At 72.4% G+C, this 21,513-nt stretch carries 20 protein-coding genes; 14 read left to right on the plus strand and 6 right to left on the minus strand.

Going from position 1 to position 21,513, the window contains the following annotated elements:
- Nucleotides 1-8: 8 nt before the first annotated feature.
- Both HHX35_RS19835 and HHX35_RS19840 read right to left on the minus strand, forming a co-directional pair.
- On the minus strand, nt 9-821 hold the full coding sequence (locus HHX35_RS19835; RefSeq protein WP_182900248.1) for a methyltransferase domain-containing protein: 813 nt from the start codon (nt 819-821) through the stop codon (nt 9-11).
- Nucleotides 822-858: 37 nt separating this feature from the next.
- Nucleotides 859-3,003 (minus strand): MMPL family transporter, encoded by a 2,145-nt coding sequence (locus tag HHX35_RS19840; RefSeq protein ID WP_182900249.1) that lies wholly within the window; start codon nt 3,001-3,003, stop codon nt 859-861.
- A gap of 84 nt (nt 3,004-3,087) precedes the next feature.
- On the opposite strand from HHX35_RS19840, the gene HHX35_RS19845 reads away from it, so the two are divergent.
- The 8 genes from HHX35_RS19845 (at nt 3,088) to HHX35_RS19880 (ending at nt 10,452) form a co-directional block, all read left to right on the plus strand.
- Entirely contained in the window at nt 3,088-3,705 is a 618-nt protein-coding gene (locus HHX35_RS19845) for a TetR/AcrR family transcriptional regulator (RefSeq protein WP_220505634.1), read from the plus strand.
- A gap of 32 nt (nt 3,706-3,737) precedes the next feature.
- Nucleotides 3,738-4,691: a DNA polymerase domain-containing protein gene (locus HHX35_RS19850; protein ID WP_182900250.1), complete on the plus strand. Its 954-nt coding sequence runs from the start codon at nt 3,738-3,740 to the stop codon at nt 4,689-4,691.
- A gap of 36 nt (nt 4,692-4,727) precedes the next feature.
- Entirely contained in the window at nt 4,728-6,344 is a 1,617-nt protein-coding gene (locus tag HHX35_RS19855; protein WP_182900251.1) for an MFS transporter, read from the plus strand.
- 17 nt (nt 6,345-6,361) lie between these two features.
- Entirely contained in the window at nt 6,362-6,973 is a 612-nt protein-coding gene (locus tag HHX35_RS19860; RefSeq protein WP_182900252.1) for a TetR/AcrR family transcriptional regulator, read from the plus strand.
- A 195-nt stretch (nt 6,974-7,168) separates the two neighbouring features.
- A complete protein-coding gene (locus HHX35_RS19865) occupies nt 7,169-7,714 on the plus strand; it encodes a toxin-antitoxin system HicB family antitoxin (protein WP_182900253.1) in 546 nt (181 codons plus the stop codon).
- A gap of 90 nt (nt 7,715-7,804) precedes the next feature.
- A complete protein-coding gene (locus HHX35_RS19870; protein WP_182900254.1) occupies nt 7,805-8,650 on the plus strand; it encodes a DUF4097 family beta strand repeat-containing protein in 846 nt (281 codons plus the stop codon).
- Between the two features lie 27 nt (nt 8,651-8,677).
- Nucleotides 8,678-9,652, plus strand: coding sequence for an ATP-binding cassette domain-containing protein (locus HHX35_RS19875; protein ID WP_182900255.1), 975 nt, complete (start codon nt 8,678-8,680; stop codon nt 9,650-9,652).
- Nucleotides 9,649-10,452: an ABC transporter permease gene (locus tag HHX35_RS19880; RefSeq protein ID WP_182900256.1), complete on the plus strand. Its 804-nt coding sequence runs from the start codon at nt 9,649-9,651 to the stop codon at nt 10,450-10,452. The genes HHX35_RS19875 and HHX35_RS19880 overlap by 4 nt, the downstream gene beginning before the upstream one ends.
- A gap of 40 nt (nt 10,453-10,492) precedes the next feature.
- Here HHX35_RS19880 and HHX35_RS19885 read toward each other — a convergent pair whose 3' ends face one another.
- On the minus strand, nt 10,493-11,317 hold the full coding sequence (locus HHX35_RS19885) for an SAM-dependent methyltransferase (protein ID WP_182900257.1): 825 nt from the start codon (nt 11,315-11,317) through the stop codon (nt 10,493-10,495).
- A gap of 160 nt (nt 11,318-11,477) precedes the next feature.
- Between HHX35_RS19885 and HHX35_RS19890 the strand changes: the two genes are divergently transcribed.
- Both HHX35_RS19890 and HHX35_RS19895 read left to right on the plus strand, forming a co-directional pair.
- Complete coding sequence (locus tag HHX35_RS19890) at nt 11,478-11,855, plus strand: VOC family protein (protein WP_220505635.1); 378 nt, start codon at nt 11,478-11,480, stop codon at nt 11,853-11,855.
- Nucleotides 11,856-11,968: 113 nt separating this feature from the next.
- Nucleotides 11,969-12,853: a hypothetical protein gene (locus HHX35_RS19895; RefSeq protein WP_182900258.1), complete on the plus strand. Its 885-nt coding sequence runs from the start codon at nt 11,969-11,971 to the stop codon at nt 12,851-12,853.
- A gap of 8 nt (nt 12,854-12,861) precedes the next feature.
- On the opposite strand, the gene HHX35_RS19900 is transcribed toward HHX35_RS19895, so the two are convergent.
- Nucleotides 12,862-13,725, minus strand: a complete 864-nt coding sequence (locus HHX35_RS19900) for an aldo/keto reductase (RefSeq protein WP_139576730.1) — start codon at nt 13,723-13,725, stop codon at nt 12,862-12,864.
- Between the two features lie 116 nt (nt 13,726-13,841).
- On the opposite strand from HHX35_RS19900, the gene HHX35_RS19905 reads away from it, so the two are divergent.
- From HHX35_RS19905 to HHX35_RS19915, 3 genes are all read left to right on the plus strand, one after another.
- The gene (locus HHX35_RS19905; RefSeq protein ID WP_182900259.1) at nt 13,842-14,714 is read left to right on the plus strand and encodes a LysR family transcriptional regulator; all 873 of its coding nucleotides are present in this window, start codon (nt 13,842-13,844) and stop codon (nt 14,712-14,714) included.
- A 105-nt stretch (nt 14,715-14,819) separates the two neighbouring features.
- Nucleotides 14,820-14,963, plus strand: a complete 144-nt coding sequence (locus HHX35_RS19910) for a hypothetical protein (RefSeq protein WP_167769261.1) — start codon at nt 14,820-14,822, stop codon at nt 14,961-14,963.
- 187 nt (nt 14,964-15,150) lie between these two features.
- A complete protein-coding gene (locus HHX35_RS19915; protein WP_182900260.1) occupies nt 15,151-17,151 on the plus strand; it encodes a glycosyltransferase family 39 protein in 2,001 nt (666 codons plus the stop codon).
- 6 nt (nt 17,152-17,157) lie between these two features.
- On the opposite strand, the gene HHX35_RS19920 is transcribed toward HHX35_RS19915, so the two are convergent.
- A complete protein-coding gene (locus tag HHX35_RS19920; protein ID WP_182900261.1) occupies nt 17,158-17,952 on the minus strand; it encodes an inositol monophosphatase family protein in 795 nt (264 codons plus the stop codon).
- Between the two features lie 175 nt (nt 17,953-18,127).
- On the opposite strand from HHX35_RS19920, the gene HHX35_RS19925 reads away from it, so the two are divergent.
- Nucleotides 18,128-19,711, plus strand: a complete 1,584-nt coding sequence (locus HHX35_RS19925; protein ID WP_182900262.1) for a fatty acyl-CoA synthetase — start codon at nt 18,128-18,130, stop codon at nt 19,709-19,711.
- A gap of 107 nt (nt 19,712-19,818) precedes the next feature.
- Here HHX35_RS19925 and HHX35_RS19930 read toward each other — a convergent pair whose 3' ends face one another.
- A complete protein-coding gene (locus tag HHX35_RS19930; RefSeq protein WP_182900263.1) occupies nt 19,819-21,258 on the minus strand; it encodes a WD40 repeat domain-containing protein in 1,440 nt (479 codons plus the stop codon).
- Between the last annotated feature and the right edge of the window lie 255 nt (nt 21,259-21,513).

Below are 21,513 nucleotides of genomic sequence, written 5' to 3' on the forward strand. Positions count from 1 at the left end.
CCGGGTCGTCAGGTCACACGGCAGAGGATCTCGCCGTGCAGGACGCTGAACCAGGCGTCCTCGCTCGCCGCCCACTCCCGCCAGCCGTCGGCGATCCGCCGCAGGTCGTCCTGCGTGGCGTGGCCGATCTCGACCGCCCGGTCCGCGTAGGAGGACTGGACCGTGCGGTCGGCCCACAGCCCGCCCCACCAGTCCCGCTCCTCCGGGGTGGCGTAGCACCAGGTGGACGACGACGAGGTGATGTCGGTGAACCCGGCCTCCCTGGCCCAGGCGCGCAGGCGGCGCCCGGCGTCGGGCTCGCCGCCGTTGGCGCGGGCCACCCGCCGGTAGAGGTCCAGCCAGTCGTCCAGGGCCGGAATCTGCGGATACCACACGAAGCCGGCGTAGTCGGAGTCGCGCACCGCGACGATCCCGCCCGGCTTGGTCACCCGCCGCATCTCGCGCAGCGCGCCCACCGGATCGCCGACGTGCTGGAGCACCTGGTGGGCGTGCACCACGCAGAAGGAGGCGTCGGGATAGTCGAGCGCGTGCACGTCGCCGGTCGTGAAGCTCACGTTGCCCAGGCCGCGCCCCTCCGCCTCGCGGCGCGCCTGCTCCAGGATGCCGGGTGCGGTGTCGAGCCCGATCACCTCGCCCTGCGGCACCCGCTCGGCCAGGTCCGCGGTGATCGTGCCCGGACCGCAGCCGACGTCCAGGATCCGCATGTGGGGCTTCAGTGCGCCCAGCAGGTATGCCGCCGAGTTGGCGGCCGTGCGCCAGCTGTGGGAGCGCAGGACGGACTCGTGAAAGCCGTGGGTGTACACGGCCGTTTCGTTTGCCATGCCGGTTACGATTCCATGCGTCTCGCAATTTGAGCAATTATGTTTCATTATCTGAGACTGACACGACTCGACGCAGGCGGCGCAGCGGGCCCGGGGCCCACCAGTTCGCCGGGCCCGCCAGCCGCATCAGCGCCGGCACGAGCACGCCGCGGATCAACGTGGCGTCGACGGCGACCGTGAGCGCCATGCCGACGCCGAGCTGCTGCAGGAACACCACCCGTCCCGTGGCGTACGCCGCGAACGAGGCGGCCAGGATGGCGGCGGCCGCGGTGACCAGCGGCGCGCTGCGGGCGATGCCCGCGGGCACGGATGCCACGGCGTCGCCCGTCCGGTCGTACTCCTCTTTGATGCGCGCGAGCAGGAAGACCTCGTAGTCCATCGACAGCCCGTAGGCCACGCAGAACATCAGGATCGGGATGCTCGGCTCGATGGACCCGGTCGGCGTGAAGCCGAGCAGCCCGGACAGGTGGCCGTCCTGGAAGACGAACACCAGTGCGCCGAACATCACCGACAGGCTCAGCAGGTTGAGCGCCGACGCCTTCAGCGGCGCCACGACGCTGCCGGTCATGACGAACAGCACCGCGAAGGTCACCAGCACGATCAGCAGGCCGATCAGCGGCAGGCGCGCGGTCACGCCGTCCCGATAGTCGGCCAGCTCGGCCGGGGAGCCGCCCACCTCCACCGCGAAGGGCGCCGGAACGGCCCGCACCCGGCGCACCAGCCCGGCCGCGTCGGCGTCGAGACGGTCGCTCGACGCCACCACCGACAGCCACGTGCCGCGGGCGGCGGCGAAACGCGCATCCGCCGGCCCCGGGACCGGCCTGCCTTCCGCGTAGGATCCGGCGGCCGAGTCCACCCGCACCACCCCGCCGACCCGCGACAGCGCGGCGGCGTACGGCCCCGCCTGGGCGGCGTTCCCCTCCGGCGCGACCACGTGGACCGCGTCGGCCTCCTCCTGGGAGAAGCCCGCCCGAATCTGGTCGTACATCTGCCGTACGGGCGCAGAGGACGGCAGCACCCGGTCGTCGGGCAGCCCGAAGCGGACGCCGAGGAAGGGCGACCCGAGCAGCAGCACGACCGCGAGCGCCGCCCCGCCGAACGCCAGCGGACGGCGCACGACACGCAGGGCGAGGCCGTGCCAGAACCCGCGGCGCTCGACTCGGGCAGAACCGGCACGGGCGACTCTGTGCCCCAGCAGGGCCAGCGCGGCCGGGAGCACGACGGTCGCGCCGATCACCGCCGCGACCACGACCGCGACCCCGGCGTACGCGAAGGAGCGCAGGAACGGGAAGGGGAAGGCGAACAGCACCGACAGCGAGGCGGCGACGGTGACCCCGCTGAACAGCACCGTGCGCCCGGCGGTGCGGACGGTCCGCGTCACCGCCTCCGGCACCGGCAGGCCGCGCCGCAGCTCCTCGCGGAGCCGGAAGATCATGAACAGCCCGTAGTCGACCCCGAGCCCGACGCCCATGACCAGGGCGATGTTCGAGGCGAACGTCGAGACCTCGGTGAGAAGCACGACGCCGCGCAGCAGCGCCAGCGACCCGGCCACCGCGAAGATCCCGACGCCGAGGGTGACCAGGGCCGCCGCGAGCCGCCGGTACACCAGCCACAGCAGCAGCAGGACCATCGGCAGCACGACCAGCTCGGCCCTGACGAAGTCCTGCCTGGCCTGTTCCATGACCGCGCGGAAGACCTCGTCGGAGCCTCCGGCCCGGACGTCGATCACGGCGTCGCTCCGGGTGAAGCGCGGGGTCAGGGCAGGCAGCACCTCACGGCGCACCCTGTCGGCGTCGCCGGGCACCCAGGCGAGCACCATCGCCTGCCGCCCGTCGCCTGAGCGCAGCGTGGCCACGCCTTGACGCGTCCAGTACGACCAGGCGTCGCCGACGCCGGGATAGGCCGCGAGCTCCCGGGTCAGCGCCCGCCCGGCGGCCTCGACCGGGTCGCTGTCGACCGTCCCCCTGCGGGCGGTGACCAGCAGCGCGACGTTGGGGCTGCCGGTGCCGAACAGCCGGGCGAGATCGTCGCGCGCCCGCGCCGACTCCGAGCCCGGCGCCTCGAACCTGTTGAGGGACAGCGCGCCGATGGTCCCGGCCCCGACGACCCCGGCGATGAGCGTGATCAACACGCTCACCACGACGACCCACCCCGCTCTGCGTACGACGATTCCGGCCGGCACGAGCCCCCCTGATAGTTTTACGAGCGATCATTCGTGTTTGAGGGAGAATACGAGCAATCACTCGTATTCGCAATGAGGGGTGCCATGGAGAGCGAGGAGGCGCGGCCCCGGAGGCGGCAGGCGCGCGGCGAGCGGCGGATGAGCGAGATCCTCGACGCCGCGGCGGCGGTGTTCGCCGAGCAGGGTTACGAGAAGACCACGACGAACGCCGTCGCGGCGGCGGCCGGGATCTCTCCCGGGTCGCTCTACCAGTTCTTCCGCAGCAAGGAGGCCGTCGCGCAGGCGCTCGCCGACCGGTTCACCGTCCAGATGCGCGCCGCGCACGGGGAGGCGTTCGCCCCGGCCGACCTCGCCGCCATGGACCTCGACGACCTGATCGACCGGGTCGTCGATCCGCTGGTGGCGTTCAACGTCGCCAACCCGGGGTTCAAGGCGCTGTTCGCCCGCCCGGACATGCCGCCGGGCCTCGCGACGGCGACCGGGCCGATCCAGTCGGCGCTGCTCGGCCGAGTCGAGGCGATCCTCGCCGTACGGGCGCCCGGCCTGTCCGGGCCGGAGCGGACCCGCAGCGCGCGGGTGCTCGTGCAGATCTTCCAGGCGATGACGCCGGTGGTGGTCGCGGCCCCCGAGGACGAGCGGGAGGCCGAGGTGCGCGAGCTGAAGAAGGTCCTGCGCGGCTATCTGGCCCCGCTGGACGGTTGATTCCCCGGCCCGAGCGCGGGCATGGTGATGCGATGACCAGCGATGAGGTGCGCGACGGAGTCACGCTGACCAACCTCGACCAGCCGTTGTTCGACGGCGCCGGCGCGACCAAACGCGACCTGGTCGACTACCTGGACGCGGTCCGCGACCGCGTCATCCCGGTGCTGCGCGACCGGCCGCTGTCCGTGGTGCGGGTGCGGCAGGGCCAGGCGCCGTTCATGCAGAAGAACGTGCCCTCCTACGCCCCGGACTTCGTGCGGACGGTCACCCTCTGGGCCGAGTCGTCGCAGCGGCGGGTGTCGTACGCCCTGTGCGACGACCGGCGCACCCTGCTGTGGCTCGCCAACCAGAGGGCGGTGGAGTATCACCCCGCCCTCGTCCACGCCGGCGACTGGGACCGTCCGACCCATCTCGTGCTCGACATCGACCCGCCGTCGGCCGAGGCGTTCCCGCAGGCCGTCGCCGCCGCCCGCCTGGTCGGCCGGGCGCTGGCCGACGCCGGCCTTTCGGGAGCGGTGAAGACCAGCGGCGCCAAGGGCCTGCACGTGTTCGTGCCACTGGAGGCGCACACGACGGAGGACGTCGCCGCGGCCACCCGCGCGCTCGGCGTACGCGCCGAGCGCCTCGACCCCGCCCTCGCCACGACGGCGTTCATCCGGGAGGACCGCGGGGACAGGGTGTTCGTCGACTCGACCCGGTCGGGCGGGGCGACCGTGGTGGCGGCCTACAGCCCGCGCGTACGGCCCGGCGTTCCCGTGTCGTTCCCGGTGGCCTGGGACGACCTGGACCGGATCACCCCCGGCGACTTCACCGTCCACACGGCGGCGGGGCTGCTGCGGGACGGCGACCCCTGGGCCGCGCTCATGCCGGAGCCCCAGCGGCTGCCCCGCGACCTGATCGAGGAAGGCCACACGATCCCGGTCGCCCGCGTCCAGGCCATGCACGAGGGCAAGCGCCGCGCCCGCGCCCGCCGCGCCCCCTCGTGAGCCGGTTGGCGACATGGTGTTGCTATAGTTCGCGACATGTCGTCGCCAACACCGCGCCAAAGCTGGATCCCTCTCGTCGTGCTCGCGACGGGCGTGTCGATGGTCGTCATCGACGCCACGATCGTGAACGTGGCGGTGCCCGCGATCATCGCCGACCTGGGCCTGGGCGCCACCGACGTGGAGTGGGTCAACTCGATCTACTCGCTGATGTTCGCGGCGCTGCTCATCCCGTTCGGCCGGGCCGGCGACCGGTACGGCAGGCGCCGCCTGTTCGCCCTGGGCGTCGCGGTCTTCCTGCTGGCGAGCGTGCTGGCGGCGACGTCGGTGAACGGGCCCATGCTCATCGGCGTACGAGCCGTGCAGGGCGTGGGGGCGGCGATGGCCGTGCCGATGACCCTCGCGATCATCAACCGCGTCTACGTGGGCCGTCAGCGGGTGATCGCCTTCGCGGTCTGGGGCTCCATCATCGGCGGCATGGCCGCCGTCGGCCCACTGGTGGGGGGCTGGCTCGTCACCGAGCACGGCTGGCGGGCCGCGTTCTGGATCAACCTGCCCATCGGCGCGCTGCTCCTGCTCGGCTCACTGCGGGTGCCCGAGTCGCGCGACGGCCACAGGGCGGGTGGCGACCTGGCCGGGCTCGTCCTCGCCGTGCTCGGCACGACCGGGGTCGTCTTCGCGCTGATCGAGGGCCAGAAGTACGGCTGGCTGGAGCCGCGGCGGACCGCGGACCTGTTCGGCCTGCGGTTCGAGAGCGTCTCCCCCGTGCCGTTCGCCTTCGGCATCGGCATCCTCGCGCTGGTCGCCCTCGTCGTACGCGAACGGCGGCGCGAGCGCGCCGGCCGGCCCGTACTCGTCGACCTCACGCTGTTCGAGCTGCCGAGTTTCCGCTACGGCGCGATGGCGGCGGTGATCGTGGCGCTCGGCGAGTTCGGCATGATCCTCGTGCTGCCGCTCTTCCTGCAGTCCGCGCTCGGCTACACCGCCTTCCGCGCCGGTCTCGTCATCGCCGCGCTGGCCCTCGGCACCTTCCTCGCGGGCGGGCTGGTCCCCCCGCTGTCGAAGACGTTGTCCCCGCGGACGATCGTGCGGATCGGCCTGGGCATGGAGGCCGTCGGCGCGGCCGGCATCGGCCTGTCCCTCGCGCCCGACATGGGCGCCTGGCGGCCCGTGCCGTGGCTGCTCCTCTACGGCGCGGGCATCGGCTTCGCCACGGCGCAGCTCACCGGCGTCCTCATGGCCGACGTGCCGGCGCGTCTGTCCGGCGGCGCGTCGGCGCTCCAGAGCACGGTCCGCCAGCTCGGCGCGGCGCTGGGAGTCGCCATCCTGGGCGGGGTGCTGGTGGCCGGGCTCGGCTCGGCCGTCGAGCGCGGGCTGGCCGACCGGCCCGAGCAGGTGCGCACCAGTGCGGCGCGCGCGGTCGAGGAGAGCGCCGGCGCCGCCATCCCCGCGCTCCGCGACCCGGTGATCCACGCCGCGGCGGTCGAGGCCGCCGCCGAGGCGACCCGCAGGGTCACGTTCATCACGGCGCTGGCGCTGCTGGCCGGGGTCGGCGTCACCTTCCTGCTCCCCCGCACACCGGCCGTGAAGGACGAGTCGCCGGAGCGGGTCGCGGCCGGCGGGCCGGATACTGGAGGTCGCGACCTGGACATGTAGCGACCCTGGAGGGGGTAATGCCGAGGATCAGCGCGGCGACCGTCGCGGATCACCGGGCCAACCAGCACGCCGCCCTGCTGGAGGCGGCGCGGGAAATCCTGGCCGCCGAGGGCGTGCACGCGCTCACACCGGCCGCCGTCGGCGCCCGGATCGGCCTGGCCCGCTCCAGCGTCTACCGCTACTTCGCCTCCACCGCCGACATCCTGGCGCAGCTCGTGGAGGACGCCTTTCCCCGCTGGTCGGCCCGCCTGCGCGCCGCCATCGCCCCCGCCGGCCCGGATAGCACGCTGCCCGGCAGGATCCGCGCGTACGGCAGGGCCGCGCTCGACTTCGTCGGCAGCCCCGACTACGCGCTGATCCCGGCGCTGCAGGCGATCGGGCTGCCGGGCGAGTGCCGGGTCCGGGTGGACGAGCTGCACGGCGCGCTGATCGCGCCGCTCGCCGACGCGCTGCGCGAGGCCGGGGCCGACCATCCGGCGTTGCGGGCCGAGCTGGCGTGGGGAGTGCTGCGGGCGGGGGCCCGCCGCCTCATGCCCGACGCGGCGGCACACGTCCCGGAGCCCGCGGCGACGGATCCGGACGACATCATAGAGATCACCCTCGACGTGCTCACCCGCGCCCTGCGCTGATCCCTGCGCCGATCCCCGCCGTCCGGCGGACGCGAGCACCGGCCCGGCTCACAACGGCGGCGTCGCCGATCGGCTCGCCGTCCTGCGCCGGTTCCTGCGCCGTGGCCTGCCCCGTGGCCTGCAAGTGACATCATCTCGATGCGATGTGACGTCATAACGATTGACGTGACGTCATAGTGGCGTCATAGTTGTGTCATGGATCTGATGCCATACGTCGAGAACCTCCGCCGTCAGCTCGCCGTCGCCGCCGAGGCGGGCGGTCCGGACTCCCGTGCGCTGGCCGAACGCCTCACCGGCGCCCTCGAATCGGCCGCCAGGCTCACCTTGCTGGAGGCGTTGTCGGCGGCGGCGGACGAGATCACCCGTGATCTCGCACCGGGCTCGGTCGACGTACGGCTACGCGGCGGTGACCCCGCGTTCGTGGTGACGCCACCGCAGCCGGTGCCGTCTTCGGGGGGCGCGGCAGGCGAGGCGGAGACCGCGCCGCCGGCGGCGCCGGAGGCCACCCCGCCTGCCGGGCCGCCCTTCGGCGAGGAGGGCGGCACCGCGCGGGTGACCCTGCGGCTGCCCGAGCCGCTCAAGGTGCGTGTGGAGGAGGCGGCCGCCCGGCAGGGGATCTCGGTCAACGCCTGGCTGGTCCGCGCCGTCTCCGCCGCGTTCGAGCCGGGCGCCGTTAGCGGTCCCGCCGACCGGCCGCGGCAGCCCCGCAGCGGGCGCGGCTACACCGGCTGGGTGCGCTAGCGGCGCCCGCCCGGTCTCATCACCCGTCACCACTCATCGCCCGGCCCCGAGGCCGGGATGTTCCACCGGACCCGTGAGGAGGGCTCCGCCATGCCTGCTTTCGACACCCCCGAGCCGATCACCGCCGACATCCAGATCTACCTCGGCCAGGTCCGCATCCACGCGAGCGACCGTGCCGACACCGTGGTGGAGGTGCGCCCCAGCGACCCGTCCAGCGAGGCGAGCGTGCAGGCCGCCGAGCGGACCATCGTCGAGTTCTCCGGCGGACGGCTCCTGGTCAAGGACCCCAAGCCGAAGGCCCTGAGATACCTGCTGCCCTGGCGCGGCTTCATCGACGTGACCGTCGAACTGCCGGCCGGCTCCCGCGTCGAGACCCAAGGTGCCGCGGACCTCATCGCCACCGGTCCGCTCGGCCAGACCGTCCTGCAGAGCTCGTACGGCGGCCTGCGCCTGGAGGAGACCGGTCCCCTGGAGGCCAAGGCGTCGTACGGCGACATCTCCGTCGACCGGGTGACCGGACCCGCCGAGGCGACCACCTCCACCGGGGCGATCCGGATCGGAACCATCGACGGCCCCGCGACGCTGAAAACCTCCACCGGCGCCATCACCCTCGGCGAAGCGACCGGTGACCTGCAACTGAAGACCGCCCACGGTGACATCACCGTCGACCGCGTGCTGGCCGACCTCACCGCCAGGACCGCGCACGGCGGGATCCGGATCGACGTGGCGGTGAGCGGCACCGTCCACCTGGAGACCGGCTACGGCAAGGTCGGCGTCGGCATCGCCGAGGGCACGGCCGCCTGGCTGGACCTGCACTCCAAGAACGGCGTGGTGCGCAACGCCCTCGACGCCGCCGAAGGCCCCGAGGCCACCGACTCGGTCGTCGAGGTGCATGTGAACACCAACTGGGGCGACATCGACATCCACCGGTCCTGACCTCCGAACACCAGCAAGGAGACCCCCATGAGCGACGCGATCACCGCCGAAGGACTGGTCAAGAGATACGGCGAGGTGACCGCTCTCGACGGGCTGAGCTTCTCCGTCCCGCAAGGGACGGTGCTCGCCCTGCTCGGCCCGAACGGCGCCGGCAAGACCACGACGGTGCGGGTCCTGACCACGCTGCTGCGCCCCGACGGCGGCCGCGCCACCGTCGCCGGCTGCGACGTCGTCGGTGACGCCCGGCGGCTGCGCTCGTCCATCGGACTGTCCGGCCAGTACGCCGCCGTCGACGAGCACCTCACCGGCGCAGAGAACCTGGAGATGATCGGACGGCTCTACCACCTGGGCGCAAGGCGCAGCAAGACCCGGGCCCGTGAGCTGCTCGAACGCTTCGACCTCACCGACGCCGCGGACCGTCCGGTGAAGGGCTACTCCGGCGGCATGCGCCGCCGCATCGACCTCGCCGGCGCCCTGGTCGCCGATCCGCCGGTGCTGTTCCTGGACGAACCCACCACAGGCCTGGACCCCCGCGCCCGCGCCGCGCTGTGGGACACCATCTCGGAACTCGTCGCGGCCGGCAGCACGCTGCTGCTCACCACCCAGTACATGGAGGAGGCCGACCACCTCGCCGACCAGATCATGGTGGTCGACCACGGCCGCGCCATCGCCCGCGGCACCGCCGACGAGCTCAAGGACCAGATCGGCGGCAACCGCATCGAACTGACCGTGACCGACGCCGCCGAACTGGAGACCGCCCGGCAGACCCTCGCCCGGTTCGCCGTCGGCGCCGTGCGGACCGTGCCCGAATCGCTCCAGATCACCGCCCCGGTCACCGACGGCCCCGAGTCGCTCCGCCAGGTCCTCGGCCTGCTCGCCGACGCCGGAGTCCGGGTGCGCGACGCCGGCCTGCGGCGGCCCACCCTCGACGACGTCTACCTCACCCTGACCGGACACCAGGCGTCCGGCACCGACCCCCAGGCCCGGGAGGCCGCCCGATGAACGCGCTCACCATGCCCATCGCCGACGGCTGGACCATCGCCAGGCGCAACACCCTGAAGATCAGGCGGTCGCCCGACCTGCTCGGCTCCGCGATCATGTTCCCGATCGTGTTCGTGCTGATGTTCTCCTACGTCTTCGGCAGCGTCATCGACGTCCCGGGGATGTCGTATCGGGAGTTCCTGCTCCCCGGCATCTTCGTCCAAGCCGTGATCATGAGCGCGCAGATCACCGGCTACACACTGACCCTGGACCTGCAGAAGGGCATCTTCGACCGGTTCCGCTCGCTGCCCATGGCCCCGTCCGGGGTGCTGATCGGCCAGACCGTCAGCGACCTGCTGATGAACCTCGCCAGCCTGGTCGTCATGGCGGTGATGGGACTGATCGTCGGCTGGCGGGTGCACACCTCGCCCTACGAGGCCGTCCTCGGCTTCGGGCTGCTGCTGCTGTTCGCCTACGCGTTCTCCTGGTTCACCGCGGCCGTCGCGCTGGCCCTGCGCACCCCGGAGAGCTTCAACAACATCGCCACGATGCTCTCCTTCCCGCTGATGTTCGTCTCCAACGCCTTCCTCGACAGCTCCGAACTGCCCACGCCGCTCCGCGTCGTCGCCGAGTGGAACCCGGTCTCCACCATCACGCAGGCCGTACGCGATCTCTTCGGCAACACCAGCACCGCGATGAGGACCTCGGACGCCTGGCCACTGCACCACGCCATCCCGGCGTCGCTGCTCTGGATCGCCGTCATCCTGGTCGTGTTCATCCCGCTGGCGACCCGCCTCTACAAGAAGGCGGTCAGCGCCTGACCATCCGCGCCGCCGGTCGGCGACGGGGCCGGGCGCCCGGTCAGGGCTTGCGGGCGACGGCTCCCACGATGCCGGACCGGCTCGTGTCGGCCGGCACCTCCCAGGGGACGTCGGGCCGCCACGCCTGCACGGGGACCAGGCCGGGCTCCAGCATCTCCAGGCCGTCGAAGTAGGACGCGATCCGCGCCAGCGGCCTGCCCGCGAGCCCGCCGGAGGAGGTGGCCGAGTAGACCTGCTTGCTCGCCTCGACGACCTCTTCCTGGATGTCGCCCTTGTGGATGTGCGACAGCACCAGGTGCCCGCCCGGGACCAGCCGTTCGCGGACGCTCGCCGCGATCCGGTCGGCGACCTCGTCCTCGGAGACGAAGTGGAGCACCGCGACCATGAGCACGGCGAACGGCCGGGTGAAGTCGATGTGGGCCCGCACCGACGGGTCGTCGAAGATGGCGCCGGGGTCGCGCAGGTCACCGCTCATGACCATCGTGTCCGGGTTGTCGGCCAGCAACGCCCGCGCGTGGACGAGGACGACGGGGTCGTTGTCCACGTACACGACCCGCGATCCCGGGGCGTGGCGCTGCGCGACCTGGTGGACGTTCTCCTGCGTCGGCAGCCCGGCGCCGATGTCGATGAACTGGGTGACGCCCGACTCGGCCAGGTGCCGTACGGCGCGGCCGAGGAAGCCGCGGTTCTCCCGGGCGATCTCCCGCCCGTCGTTGCCCATCTGGCGGCCGATGGCGAGCATCTTCTCGGCGGCCTCCCGGTCGGCCGGGAAGTTGTCCTTGCCGCCCAGGTAGTAGTCGTACATCCGGGCGACGCTGGGGACGGTGGGATCGATGCCCGCCGGTGCCTGTCCGAAGTCGTCCATGCGTCGCTCCTCACCGATGGGATCGCTCCCACGGATTCCATGACGTTGAAGATCATCCCCTGAGATTCACCCGCGGGCAACAGGGCAGCGGCACGGGCAACACGGCGCAGCGGCACGGGCAACCGGGCGCAGCGGCACGGTGACGATCTCAGGAGGACGCATGACGCCACGCATGACCCTGACGGCGGCGGTGCTCAACGCACCCGACGCGCGCGAACTGGCGGCCTTCTACCAGCGGCTGCTGGGCTGGCCGATCGATGACGACGAGCCCGGATGGGCGACGTTGCGCGCGCCCGGCGGCGGGACGGGCCTGTCGTTCCAGACCGAGAAGCTGTACGAGCGGCCCGTATGGCCCGCGGCGCCCGGGGAGCAGCAGATGATGCTCCACCTCGACATCGAGGTGGACGACCTCGACACCGCCGGGGCCCACGCCGTCGAGGCGGGCGCGACCCTCGCCGGCCACCAGCCGCAGGACGACGTGCGGGTCTACCTCGATCCGGCGGGGCACCCGTTCTGTCTCTGGGTCAGGACGGGCTGACCGGCACCCTGATGATCTGGCGGCGGGGACGACGGACGTGTGAAAGCGGATTAATGCGGGCGACATTCCACGGACCGTGACCACGTAACAACGCCCGGTCAGACTTCCGGGGTATGAGCGAACCGAGAAATGCCGCCGGCGGGGGCGGGCACGCGTCTCCCGGCCCGCATCCCCGGCCCCCGCATAACGAGCACCCGCATAACGAGCACCCGCACCACCGGCACCACGGCGTCCGGTCCTGGCGGCGGGAGGTCGCGGAGCTGGCCGCGCTCTTCCTCGCCGTCGGCCTCGCCCACGTGCTCACCACCCTGCTCGGCCACCGGGACCCCGGTCCGGTGGTCCTCGTCGGCCTCGGCCTGGCGCTGATCCTCGGCTCGGCCGTGCATCGGCGGCTGTCGGCCTCGGGAGGCGTACGGTCACGCGCCCACGTCAGGGCGGAGCAGCCCACGAGCCTGTGGCGGGTGCGGGCCAGGGTCGCCGAGCGCCCCGGCCGCCTCGCCGCGCTCGCCGGGGCGTTCGCCCGGCTGCGCTGCAACATCCTCGCCCTGCAGATCGCGCCCGCCGGGAGCGCGTCGATGATGCCGGGAGGCTGCGACGCCCTGGACGAGTTCATCGTCGAGGCCCCGGCCTCGCTGACGCCCCTCGACCTGTGGCGCGCGGTCGACCGGGCCGGCGGGGCGGAAGCCGTCATCGTCCCCGCCCAGGTCAGGGACCTCATCGACCCCGGCATCCAGGCGCTGCTGCTGGGTCGGCGCGTGCGCGACGACCCGGGCGAGCTGGCCGCGGCCATGACCGAGTTGCTGCGCACGGCGGACATCCGCAGGCAGGGACCCGGCGAGCCGGCTCCGGAGGAAGGACCGACCGTGATGGCCATCCCCGTGCCCGACGGCGGCGTGCTGGTGGCGCGGCGGCCGGACCTGCCGTTCACGCCGACCGAGACGGCGCGGGCCGCCGCGCTGGCCGCGGCGGCCCGCAACCGTCAGTGGGCGGACGAGTGAGGTAGTCCTCAGCCCGCCGCGTCGAGCCGGCCGAGCTCCTCGGGCGACAGCTCCAGGTCCACCGCCTTCACCGAGTCGAGGATGGTCTCCGGCCGCGACGAGCCGGGGATCGGGATCACCACAGGCGCCTTGGCCAGCATCCAGGCCAGGCACACCTGCTGCGGGCTCACGTTGTGGGCCCGCGCCACCTCCGCGAACGGCGCGAAGCGCGAGCCCAGCTCGCCCGCCCTGGAGATGCCGCCGAGCGGGCTCCAGGGCAGGAACGCGATGTCCAGCTCCGCGCACAGCTCCAGCTCCGGCTCGCTGGAGCGGAAGGCCGGGGAGAACTGGTTCTGCACGCTGACCAGACGGCCGCCGAGGATGTCGTCGGCCTGGCGGATCTGCTCGGGGTCGGCGTTCGAGATGCCGGCGTAACGGATCTTGCCCGCGTCCAGCAGGTCGCGGATCGCCCCGACCGACTCCTCGTACGGCACCCGCGGGTCCGGCCGGTGGAACTGGTAGAGGCCGATCGCGTCGACGCCCAGCCGCTTGAGCGAGGCGTCGCACGCCTGCTTCAGGTAGTCGGGCGAGCCGTTGAGCGTCCACGAGCCGTCACCCGGGCGCAGGTGCCCGCCCTTGGTGGCGACCAGCACGTCCGAGGTGTCCCCGTCGTAGCTCGCCAGAGCCTTGGCGATCAGCAGCTCGTTGTGGCCCACCTCGTCCGCGTGCAGGTGGTAGGCGTCGGCCGTGTCGATGAGCGTCACCCCGGCGTCCAGTGCCGCGTGGATGGTCGCGATCGAGCGCTGCTCGTCGGGCCGCCCCTCGATGGACATCGGCATGGCCCCGAGACCGATCGCGCCGACCTGCACGTCGCCGATGCGGCGAGTCCGCATAAGAAGATCCCCCTTCGAAGGACACAGATCAGAGTTCTGTGTCCTATCCTGCGAATCCGGCATTAAGCCGTCCAACAGAAGATTCCGATCGCATTGAGCAGCGTGGGTGATAAGCGGTGGAGTTGCGGCAGCTCAGGTACTTCGTGGCGGTCGCCGAGGAGAGCCACTTCACTCGGGCGGCCGATCGTCTGCACATCGCGCAGTCGGGCCTGTCGGCGTCCATCCGCGCGCTCGAACGCGAGCTGGGCGCCGACCTGTTCCGGCGCAACACCCGGCAGGTGCGGCTCACACCCGAGGGACGGGCGCTGCTGGTGGAGGCCCGCAGGGCGCTCGCGGCGAGCGACGCGGCCCGTGACGCCGTGGCCGCCGTCCAGGGCCTGCTGCGCGGATCGCTGTCCATCGGCTCCCTGCAGTGCCTGCACGCGGTGCACCTGCCGACGGTGCTCGCCGGGTTCGTGGCGGCCCATCCCGGCCTCGACATCCGGCTGCGCCACGGCGGCTCGGGCGAGCTGGTCGAGCAGGTGCGCGAGGGCCGCCTCGACCTCGCCCTGGTGTCCCGCCCGGCGCGCGAGCCCGACGACGTCGTGGTGGCCCCTCTCGCGGCCGAGCCGCTCGTGCTGGCCTGCGCGCCGGGGCACCCGCTGGCCGCGCTCGGGAGAGTGGGGCTGGCGGCGCTGCGGGGCGAGCGGTTCGTGGACTTCCCGCCGGACTGGGGCACCCGGACGCGGGCCGACGAGGCGCTCGCCGCCGCCGGTGTCGACCGGCACGTGGCCCTGGAGGTCACCGACGTCCACTCCCTGCTCGATCTCGTGGGGAACGGCCTCGGCGTCGCCCTGGTCCCGCGGTCGTTCTCGGCGAAGACCGCTCGCGTGCGCTTCCTGGAGCTCGCGGATCCGGCTCCGATGTGGGAGACCGTGGCGGTGAGCGGGGCGCCCGGCGGTGCCGCGGCCGCGGCGTTGCTGGACGAGATCCACCGCGCTGCTCGATAGCTTTCTAGTCAAAAATCACCCAAGTTGGTATATAACACCTCATAAGACTTCGGGGGTCCGGCCCCAGGGCCGCCCGAACAGCCGACGACCACGAAGGCGGCTCCTATGAGCGTGCACGTCCACGTCCGCCTCAACGACGGTTACGCCGTCACCGAGGACGGACAGCTGCTGGAGCGGAGCAGTTGCCACTGCGGCGCCTCGTGGGAGACGACCTACCAGGTGGACGAGGGCGAACCCGAAAGCATCTGACCCACCGGGATCCGGGCGCTCCGGCCCCGCAACCGGGACTCCAGGCGGCTCGGGACCCCGCGGCCGGGACTCGGGGTCCAGGGCTCCGGGCGGTTTCCTTCATCGGATCCTCATGCGGATCTCAGCGGAGGCCGAGATCTGCTTCCTAGCGTCGTGAGACGACGACACGACGCGAAGGACGATCCCGGTGACCGTTGACACACTCCGCCCACCCCGGCCGGCCGTGGGAATCGCCCCCCGCCGGGTGCCCGCCCGGCTCGCCCCGGCCGTGCTGCTCGCCGCCACGGCGGTGCTGTACGTCTGGGGCCTCGGCGCCTCCGGCTGGGCCAACTCGTTCTACTCGGCGGCCGTCCAGGCGGGCAGCGCGAGCTGGTCTGCCTTCTTCTTCGGCGCCTCCGACGCGGCCGGCGCCATCACCGTGGACAAGACGCCTGCCGCGCTGTGGCCGATGGCCCTCAGCGTGCGGATCTTCGGGCTGAACTCCTGGAGCATCCTGATCCCCCAGGCGCTGATGGGCACGGCCGCCGTGGGCGTGCTGTACGCCACCGTCCGCCGCCGTTTCCCCGTCTGGGCGGCGCTGCTGGCGGGCGTGGTCATGGCGCTGACCCCGGTGGCCGTGCTGATGTTCCGGTTCAACAACCCCGACGCGCTGCTGGTGCTGCTGCTCACGCTGGCGGCCCACTGGCTGGTGCGGGCGCAGGAGAAGGCGGAGACCCGGTGGCTGGTCCTCGCCGGGCTCTGCGTCGGCACCGGATTCCTGGCCAAGATGCTCCAGGCGTTCCTCGTGCTGCCGGGCTTCGCGCTCGTCTACCTGGTCGCGGCTCCGGCCGGCCTGCGCCGGCGGCTCGGACAGCTCTCCCTCGCGGGCCTGGCCGTCCTCGTGTCGGCCGGATGGTGGCCGGCGATCGTCGCGGCGATCCCCGCCGGCTCCCGGCCGTACATCGGAGGCTCGCAGGACGACAGCGTGCTTGAGCTCACGCTCGGCTACAACGGCCTCGGCCGGCTCAACGGCGACGAGGCCGGCGGGCTCGGCAACACCAACCAGCAGGCCGGGCTGCTGCGCCTGTTCGACACCGAGGTCGGCGGGCAGATCTCCTGGCTGCTGCCCGCCGCGCTGCTCCTCCTGGTGGCCGGGCTGTGGCTGCTGCGCCGGGCCCCGCGTACCGACCCGGCCCGCGCCGCGCTCGGCGTGTGGGGCGGCTGGCTGCTGGTGACCGGCCTGATCTTCAGCCTGATGCAGGGGATCTTCCACGCGTACTACACGGTCGCGCTGGCCCCGCCCGTCGCCGCGCTCGTGGGCATGGGCGCGGCCCTGCTGTGGGAGCGCAGGCACCGCCCCGCCGCCGTCGTCACGCTCGCGGCGACCGTGGTCGTGACCGCCTGGTGGGCGTCGGTGCTGCTGTCGCGCGCCTCCGGCCGGCTCCCCTGGCCGGCACTGGCGGTCCCGGCCGCCGGCGCGATCGCCGCCGTGGCGATCCTCGCCCTGTGGCGGGCGCGCGTGCGGCTGTACGCCACGGCCGCCGTCGCCGGGCTCGTGGCCTGCCTGGCCGGCCCCGCGGCGTACGCCGTGGAGACGGCGGCCACCCCGCACACGGGCGCCATCCCCTCGGCGGGCCCGAGCGGCTCCGGCGGACCCGGCGGCTTCGGCGCGCGCGGGGCCTTCGGGCGGGGCGGCTTCAACGGCGGTCCGCGCGGCGCGTTCCCCGGCCGGCCCGGTCAGGGCGGGTTCGGCGGGGGGCGTGGCATGGGCGGCCCCGGAGGCGGCGGCCCGGGCGGTGGCCCAGGCGGTGGTGCGGGCGGCGGGCTGCTGAACGCGGCGACGCCCGGTGCCGCGATCACCGCGCTGCTGTCCGCCGACGCGGGACGCTACACCTGGGTCGCGGCGACCGTCGGCTCCAACAACGCCGCCGGATATCAACTGGCCACAGAGGCACCCGTCATGGCCGTCGGCGGCTTCAACGGCACCGACCCCGCGCCCACGCTGGCGCGGTTCCAGCAGTACGTCGCCGAGGGACGGATCCACTACTTCATAGGCACGGGCATGGGCATGGGCCGCGGCGGAACGAACGGCGGCGACGAGGCCACCCGGATCGCCGCCTGGGTGCAGGAGACCTTCGAGGCGCGGACCGTGGACGGCGCCACGGTCTTCGACCTCACCACCGCGGCCACTCCGGCAACCGCCGCCTGACCGTGGTCACCGATGGGCGCGCGCGGTGATCTCCAGCAACGCGGTGTGCGTGTCCCGGTCGGCAGCCACGACGAGCCCGCCGGCACCGGTGTGCAGTGGTTCGCCGTGGATGCCGGTCACCACGCATCCCGCGGCCTGGCACACCGCGATCCCGCTCGCGAAGTGCACGCTGTCGCGCAGATGGCCGTCGGTGACGTACGCGGCGCGCCGCCCGGTGGCGACCCACGCCACCGCCAGGGTGGAGGAGACGACCCGTGGGTGGAAACGCTCGGCGAAGCCCGGGTCGGCGAGGAGCCGGGCGGCCAGGAAGTCCGGTGCGTTCGGGAACGGCGGATCGAGGTTGACGTCCACCAGTCGCGACTCGGCCGACGGCGTGAGCGGTTCGTCCACGGCGTCGCGGCGGACGTAGGCGTGAGCGCCGTCCGTCCAGAACACCTCGCCCGCGAACGGTTCGGCACAGGCCGCAGCCGTGGTGGTCGAGCCCACGCGCAGCGCGACGTTCACCGCGACGAGCATGGTGCGCGCGGCGTAGTTCCGCGTGCCGCACAGGGGATCGACCAGCCACATGCGCTCCGCGCCATCCCGCCCGGCGCGGCCGCTCTCCTCGCCCGTCACGGCGTCGTCCGGACGAGCCGCGCGGATGACGCCGAGGATGGCCTTCTCCGCTTCGACGTCCGCGACCGTGGCGAAGTCGTCCGCGGACTTCGCGAAGCGCGTCAGCGATGTCCCCCACATGGCGCGCACGACGGCGGCTCCGGCCTGCGCGGCCGCAAGGGCCAGCTCCTCGTCCGTGATCGACACGGGAACAGGACTATCACGCCCCCGGCGGCGTCATGACGCGCGAGTGCGGCCCCTCGGCTTGCCGCAGCGCTCCCGGCCGTCGCGGTGAGGGCCGGTGGGCCGCCCCCTCCCCAAGGCGATCGGTTCTCACTAGGCTGATCCAGAAGTTTCCTCTGTTCAGGTGTTGGAGCCGCTCATGTCCCCCGCCTCGCCGGATGTCGCCCTCGCCCGCCGCCAGTCGCTCGCGGACCTGCTCCGGCGCTCCGCCCGGCGGCACCCCGGCCGTCTGGCCGTGGCGGACGCCGCCCGATCCCGTACGTACGCGGAGCTCGACGAGGACGTGACGCGGGTGGCGGGCGCGCTGGCCGCGCGGGGTGTGCGTCCCGGAGACCGCGTGGCGGTGCTGTCGCGCAACAGCGTGGACTACGTGCGGACGATCTTCGGCGTGGCCCGCGCCGGGGCCGTCCTCGTGCCGGTCAACTTCATGCTCGGCGCCGACGAGATCGCCTACGTCCTGTCCCACTCCGGCGCGGTCGCGCTGATCGCGCAGGACGCCCTGCTGCCGGTGGCGCGGGACGCGGCCAAGCAGGCCGACGGGCTGCGGCTGCGTATGGTCTACGGCCCGGCGCAGGAGGAGGGCTGGGAGCCGTTCGACTCGCTGCTTCGGGAGGAGGTGGCCGAGCCGGTCGTGCCGATCGGGCCCGACGACCCCGCGCAGATCCTCTACACCTCGGGCACGGAGTCACGCCCGAAGGGCGCCGTGCTGTCCCACGCCGCGCTTATCGCCCAGTACGCGAGCTGCGTCATCGACGGCGGCATGACCCGCGACGACGTCGAACTGCACGCGATGCCGCTGTTCCACTGCGCCCAGCAGCACTGCTTCCTGGTGCCGGACATCCAGCTCGGCGCCTCCAGCCACATCCTCCCCGGGGCCGACCCGGCCGCCGTGCTGGAGGCGATCGAGCGCCACGGGGTGACCAAGTTCTTCGCGCCGCCCACGGTGTGGATCTCGCTGCTGCGCCATCCGGACTTCGACCGGCGCGACCTGTCCTCGCTGCGCAAGGGCTACTACGGCGCGGCGATCATGCCGGTCGAGGTGCTGCGGGAGATAGGCGAGCGGCTGCCGGACGTGCGCCTGTGGAACTTCTACGGCCAGACCGAGATGGCGCCCGTCGCGGTGATGCTCCAGCCGGAGGACCAGATCCGCAAGGCGGGCTCGGCCGGCCAGGCCGCCCTCAACGTCGAGACCCGGGTCGTGGACGCCGACGGGAACGACGTCCCTCCAGGGGAGATCGGGGAGATCGTGCATCGCAGCCCGCACGCGATCCTCGGCTACCTGGACGACCCCGAGAAGACCGCCGAGGCGTTCCGGGGCGGCTGGTTCCACTCGGGCGACCTCGGCGTGATGGACGAGGAGGGCTACCTCACGGTCGTCGACCGGATCAAGGACATGATCAAGACCGGTGGGGAGAACGTCGCCAGCCGCGAGGTCGAGGAGGTCGTCTACGAGCACCCGGCGGTCGCGGAGGTGGCCGTCGTCGGCGTCCGCCACCCGAGCTGGATCGAGGCGGTCGTCGCGATCGTGGTGACCAAGCCGGGCGTGGCCGTCAGCGAGGAGGAACTGCGGGCCCACGTCCGGGCGCGGCTGGCCGCGTTCAAGGTGCCCAAGGCCGTCGCGTTCGTCGACGCGCTGCCGAAGAACCCGAGCGGCAAGATCCTCAAGCGCGAGCTCCGTGACCGCCACTCCGCCCTCGCCGACCGCATCCCCGCCGCCCGCTGAGCAACGCGGTGCTGATTACGATGCTCGGGCCCCTCCGGTCGGCTCTGTTCTGACACTGCCTGCACGGCGCGGGGCTCCGATGCGAAAGCATCCCGGCGCACGCGGCGTCACAGGGAGCCCCGCCTGATGGCGCATACGGCAAGGGCGTCAGAGAGGTCCTCTCCTTTGTAGTCCGACCAGTCGGCACCGCCCGTGTAGCGGGCCCAGTCCGCTTTGCTGATCTCCGTGCCGGGGTTGTCTCGGCAGGCGGCCCGCTCCGGATCGGCGACGACCTCGGCGAGGCCCCTGAGATCCCATAGGTAGGTGCCCCCGGGGCCGGCCGCCAAGGCGACCTCTCCATCGGCGCCGAGAGCCACTGAATTAATCTCTCGTGTGTATCCCTTCAGTGCGGCCAGCCGGGCCGGCTTGTACGGGTCGGAAAGATTCCAGAGGATGGCGGAATCGCTCGGCCCCGCGAGCAGGGCGGTCTTTCCATCGGAGGTCACGGCCATGCCGTACAAATCAGTGAAAGGCACATCAAGCGCAGCCGTACGAACCGGATGCGACCGGTCATCGAGGTTCCAAATCTCGGCCCGATGCGCGTTCCCGACAAGAATCACGTGCCCATCCGCGTCCATCACCGTCGCCCTCGCATACTTCCCGGCAGGCAGGCCCAGGTCGGCCGACTTGACCGGGCGCGAGGGATCGGAAAGGTCCCAGATTGCCACCGCTCCGTTGTTGAACAAACCGTCGTACGAGATGACGGCGATCCCGCCGTCCGCGCTGAGCCTGAGGTCGCGAACAACAGAGGAGGAGCGCAGTTTCGCCACCGACAGGCGCGCCGGATGAGACCGGTCGGTCAGATTCCACATGATCAGGTCGCCGCCGAGATCCGCAATCGCCGCCGTCCGGCCGTCGCGGGACAACGCCATCGCTCGCACGCTGTTGGCGTCCTCGGCGTTCTTCCCGCCTACCAAGGCGGCCACCCGGATCGGCTTAGCCGGATCGGTGAGATCCCACACGACCGTGTCACCGACGCCGCCGCCGGTCAGCACGGTCCGCCCGTCGCCGCTCAGCGCCGTCATACTCAGACCCTCCCTGCGGTCCTTCAACACGGCGATCCGATCGGCCTTGTCGACAATTTTGGGCTCGAGCCAGGTCGTGAGGTCCCATACGCCCAACTCGTCGCCGCCGGCCAGGGCGATCCGCCCGTCGTCGCTCAGGACCACCTCGCCGGAGGCGTCCGGGCTGAGCACATCGCTGTGCATCCCGACCAACGTGTCGATCAGCCCTGCCCGGGTCTGCTCGTCAGAGTGGATCTCGACTGCGGCCAAACCGAGGTTCCGGGCCATGGCGGGGGCGGTATCCCGCAGCTCCGCGGCATGGAGCGCGAGCCCATGAGCCAGTGCGATGCGCTCCTGAACAGACGCCCTGTCGTGCTCACGCTTCCACACGAGTCCGGTGACGCCCCAGGGGACGGCCAGGAGCACGGCAAGCACCAACGCGCGCGTTCTCCAGCGGGGACCGCCGCGCGCATCCGCATGGCGGGCTCCGGCGAGGTCATTCATCTCGGTCTCCAGTTAGTTGGCTTCGGCGTAATCGTTGCGCCTGGCCTTGCACTCGGCGGTCGTCGACCTCACCCGGCAGTTTTCATACACCGCCGTGGCCGTCACGCAGACGTCACCCTGCACCGTGACTCCCCCACTATTCCGGCACATCTCATACTCAGAGCTGCCCTCGATACAGATACGGCGAGGCATGCGGTCGCCCTCCAGACAGCGGGCACGACACGATTCGAAGACAGGGGTGGCATCTGCACAAGG

The organism is Microbispora sp. H10830 (assembly GCF_014161375.1).
Classification (GTDB): domain Bacteria; phylum Actinomycetota; class Actinomycetes; order Streptosporangiales; family Streptosporangiaceae; genus Microbispora; species Microbispora catharanthi.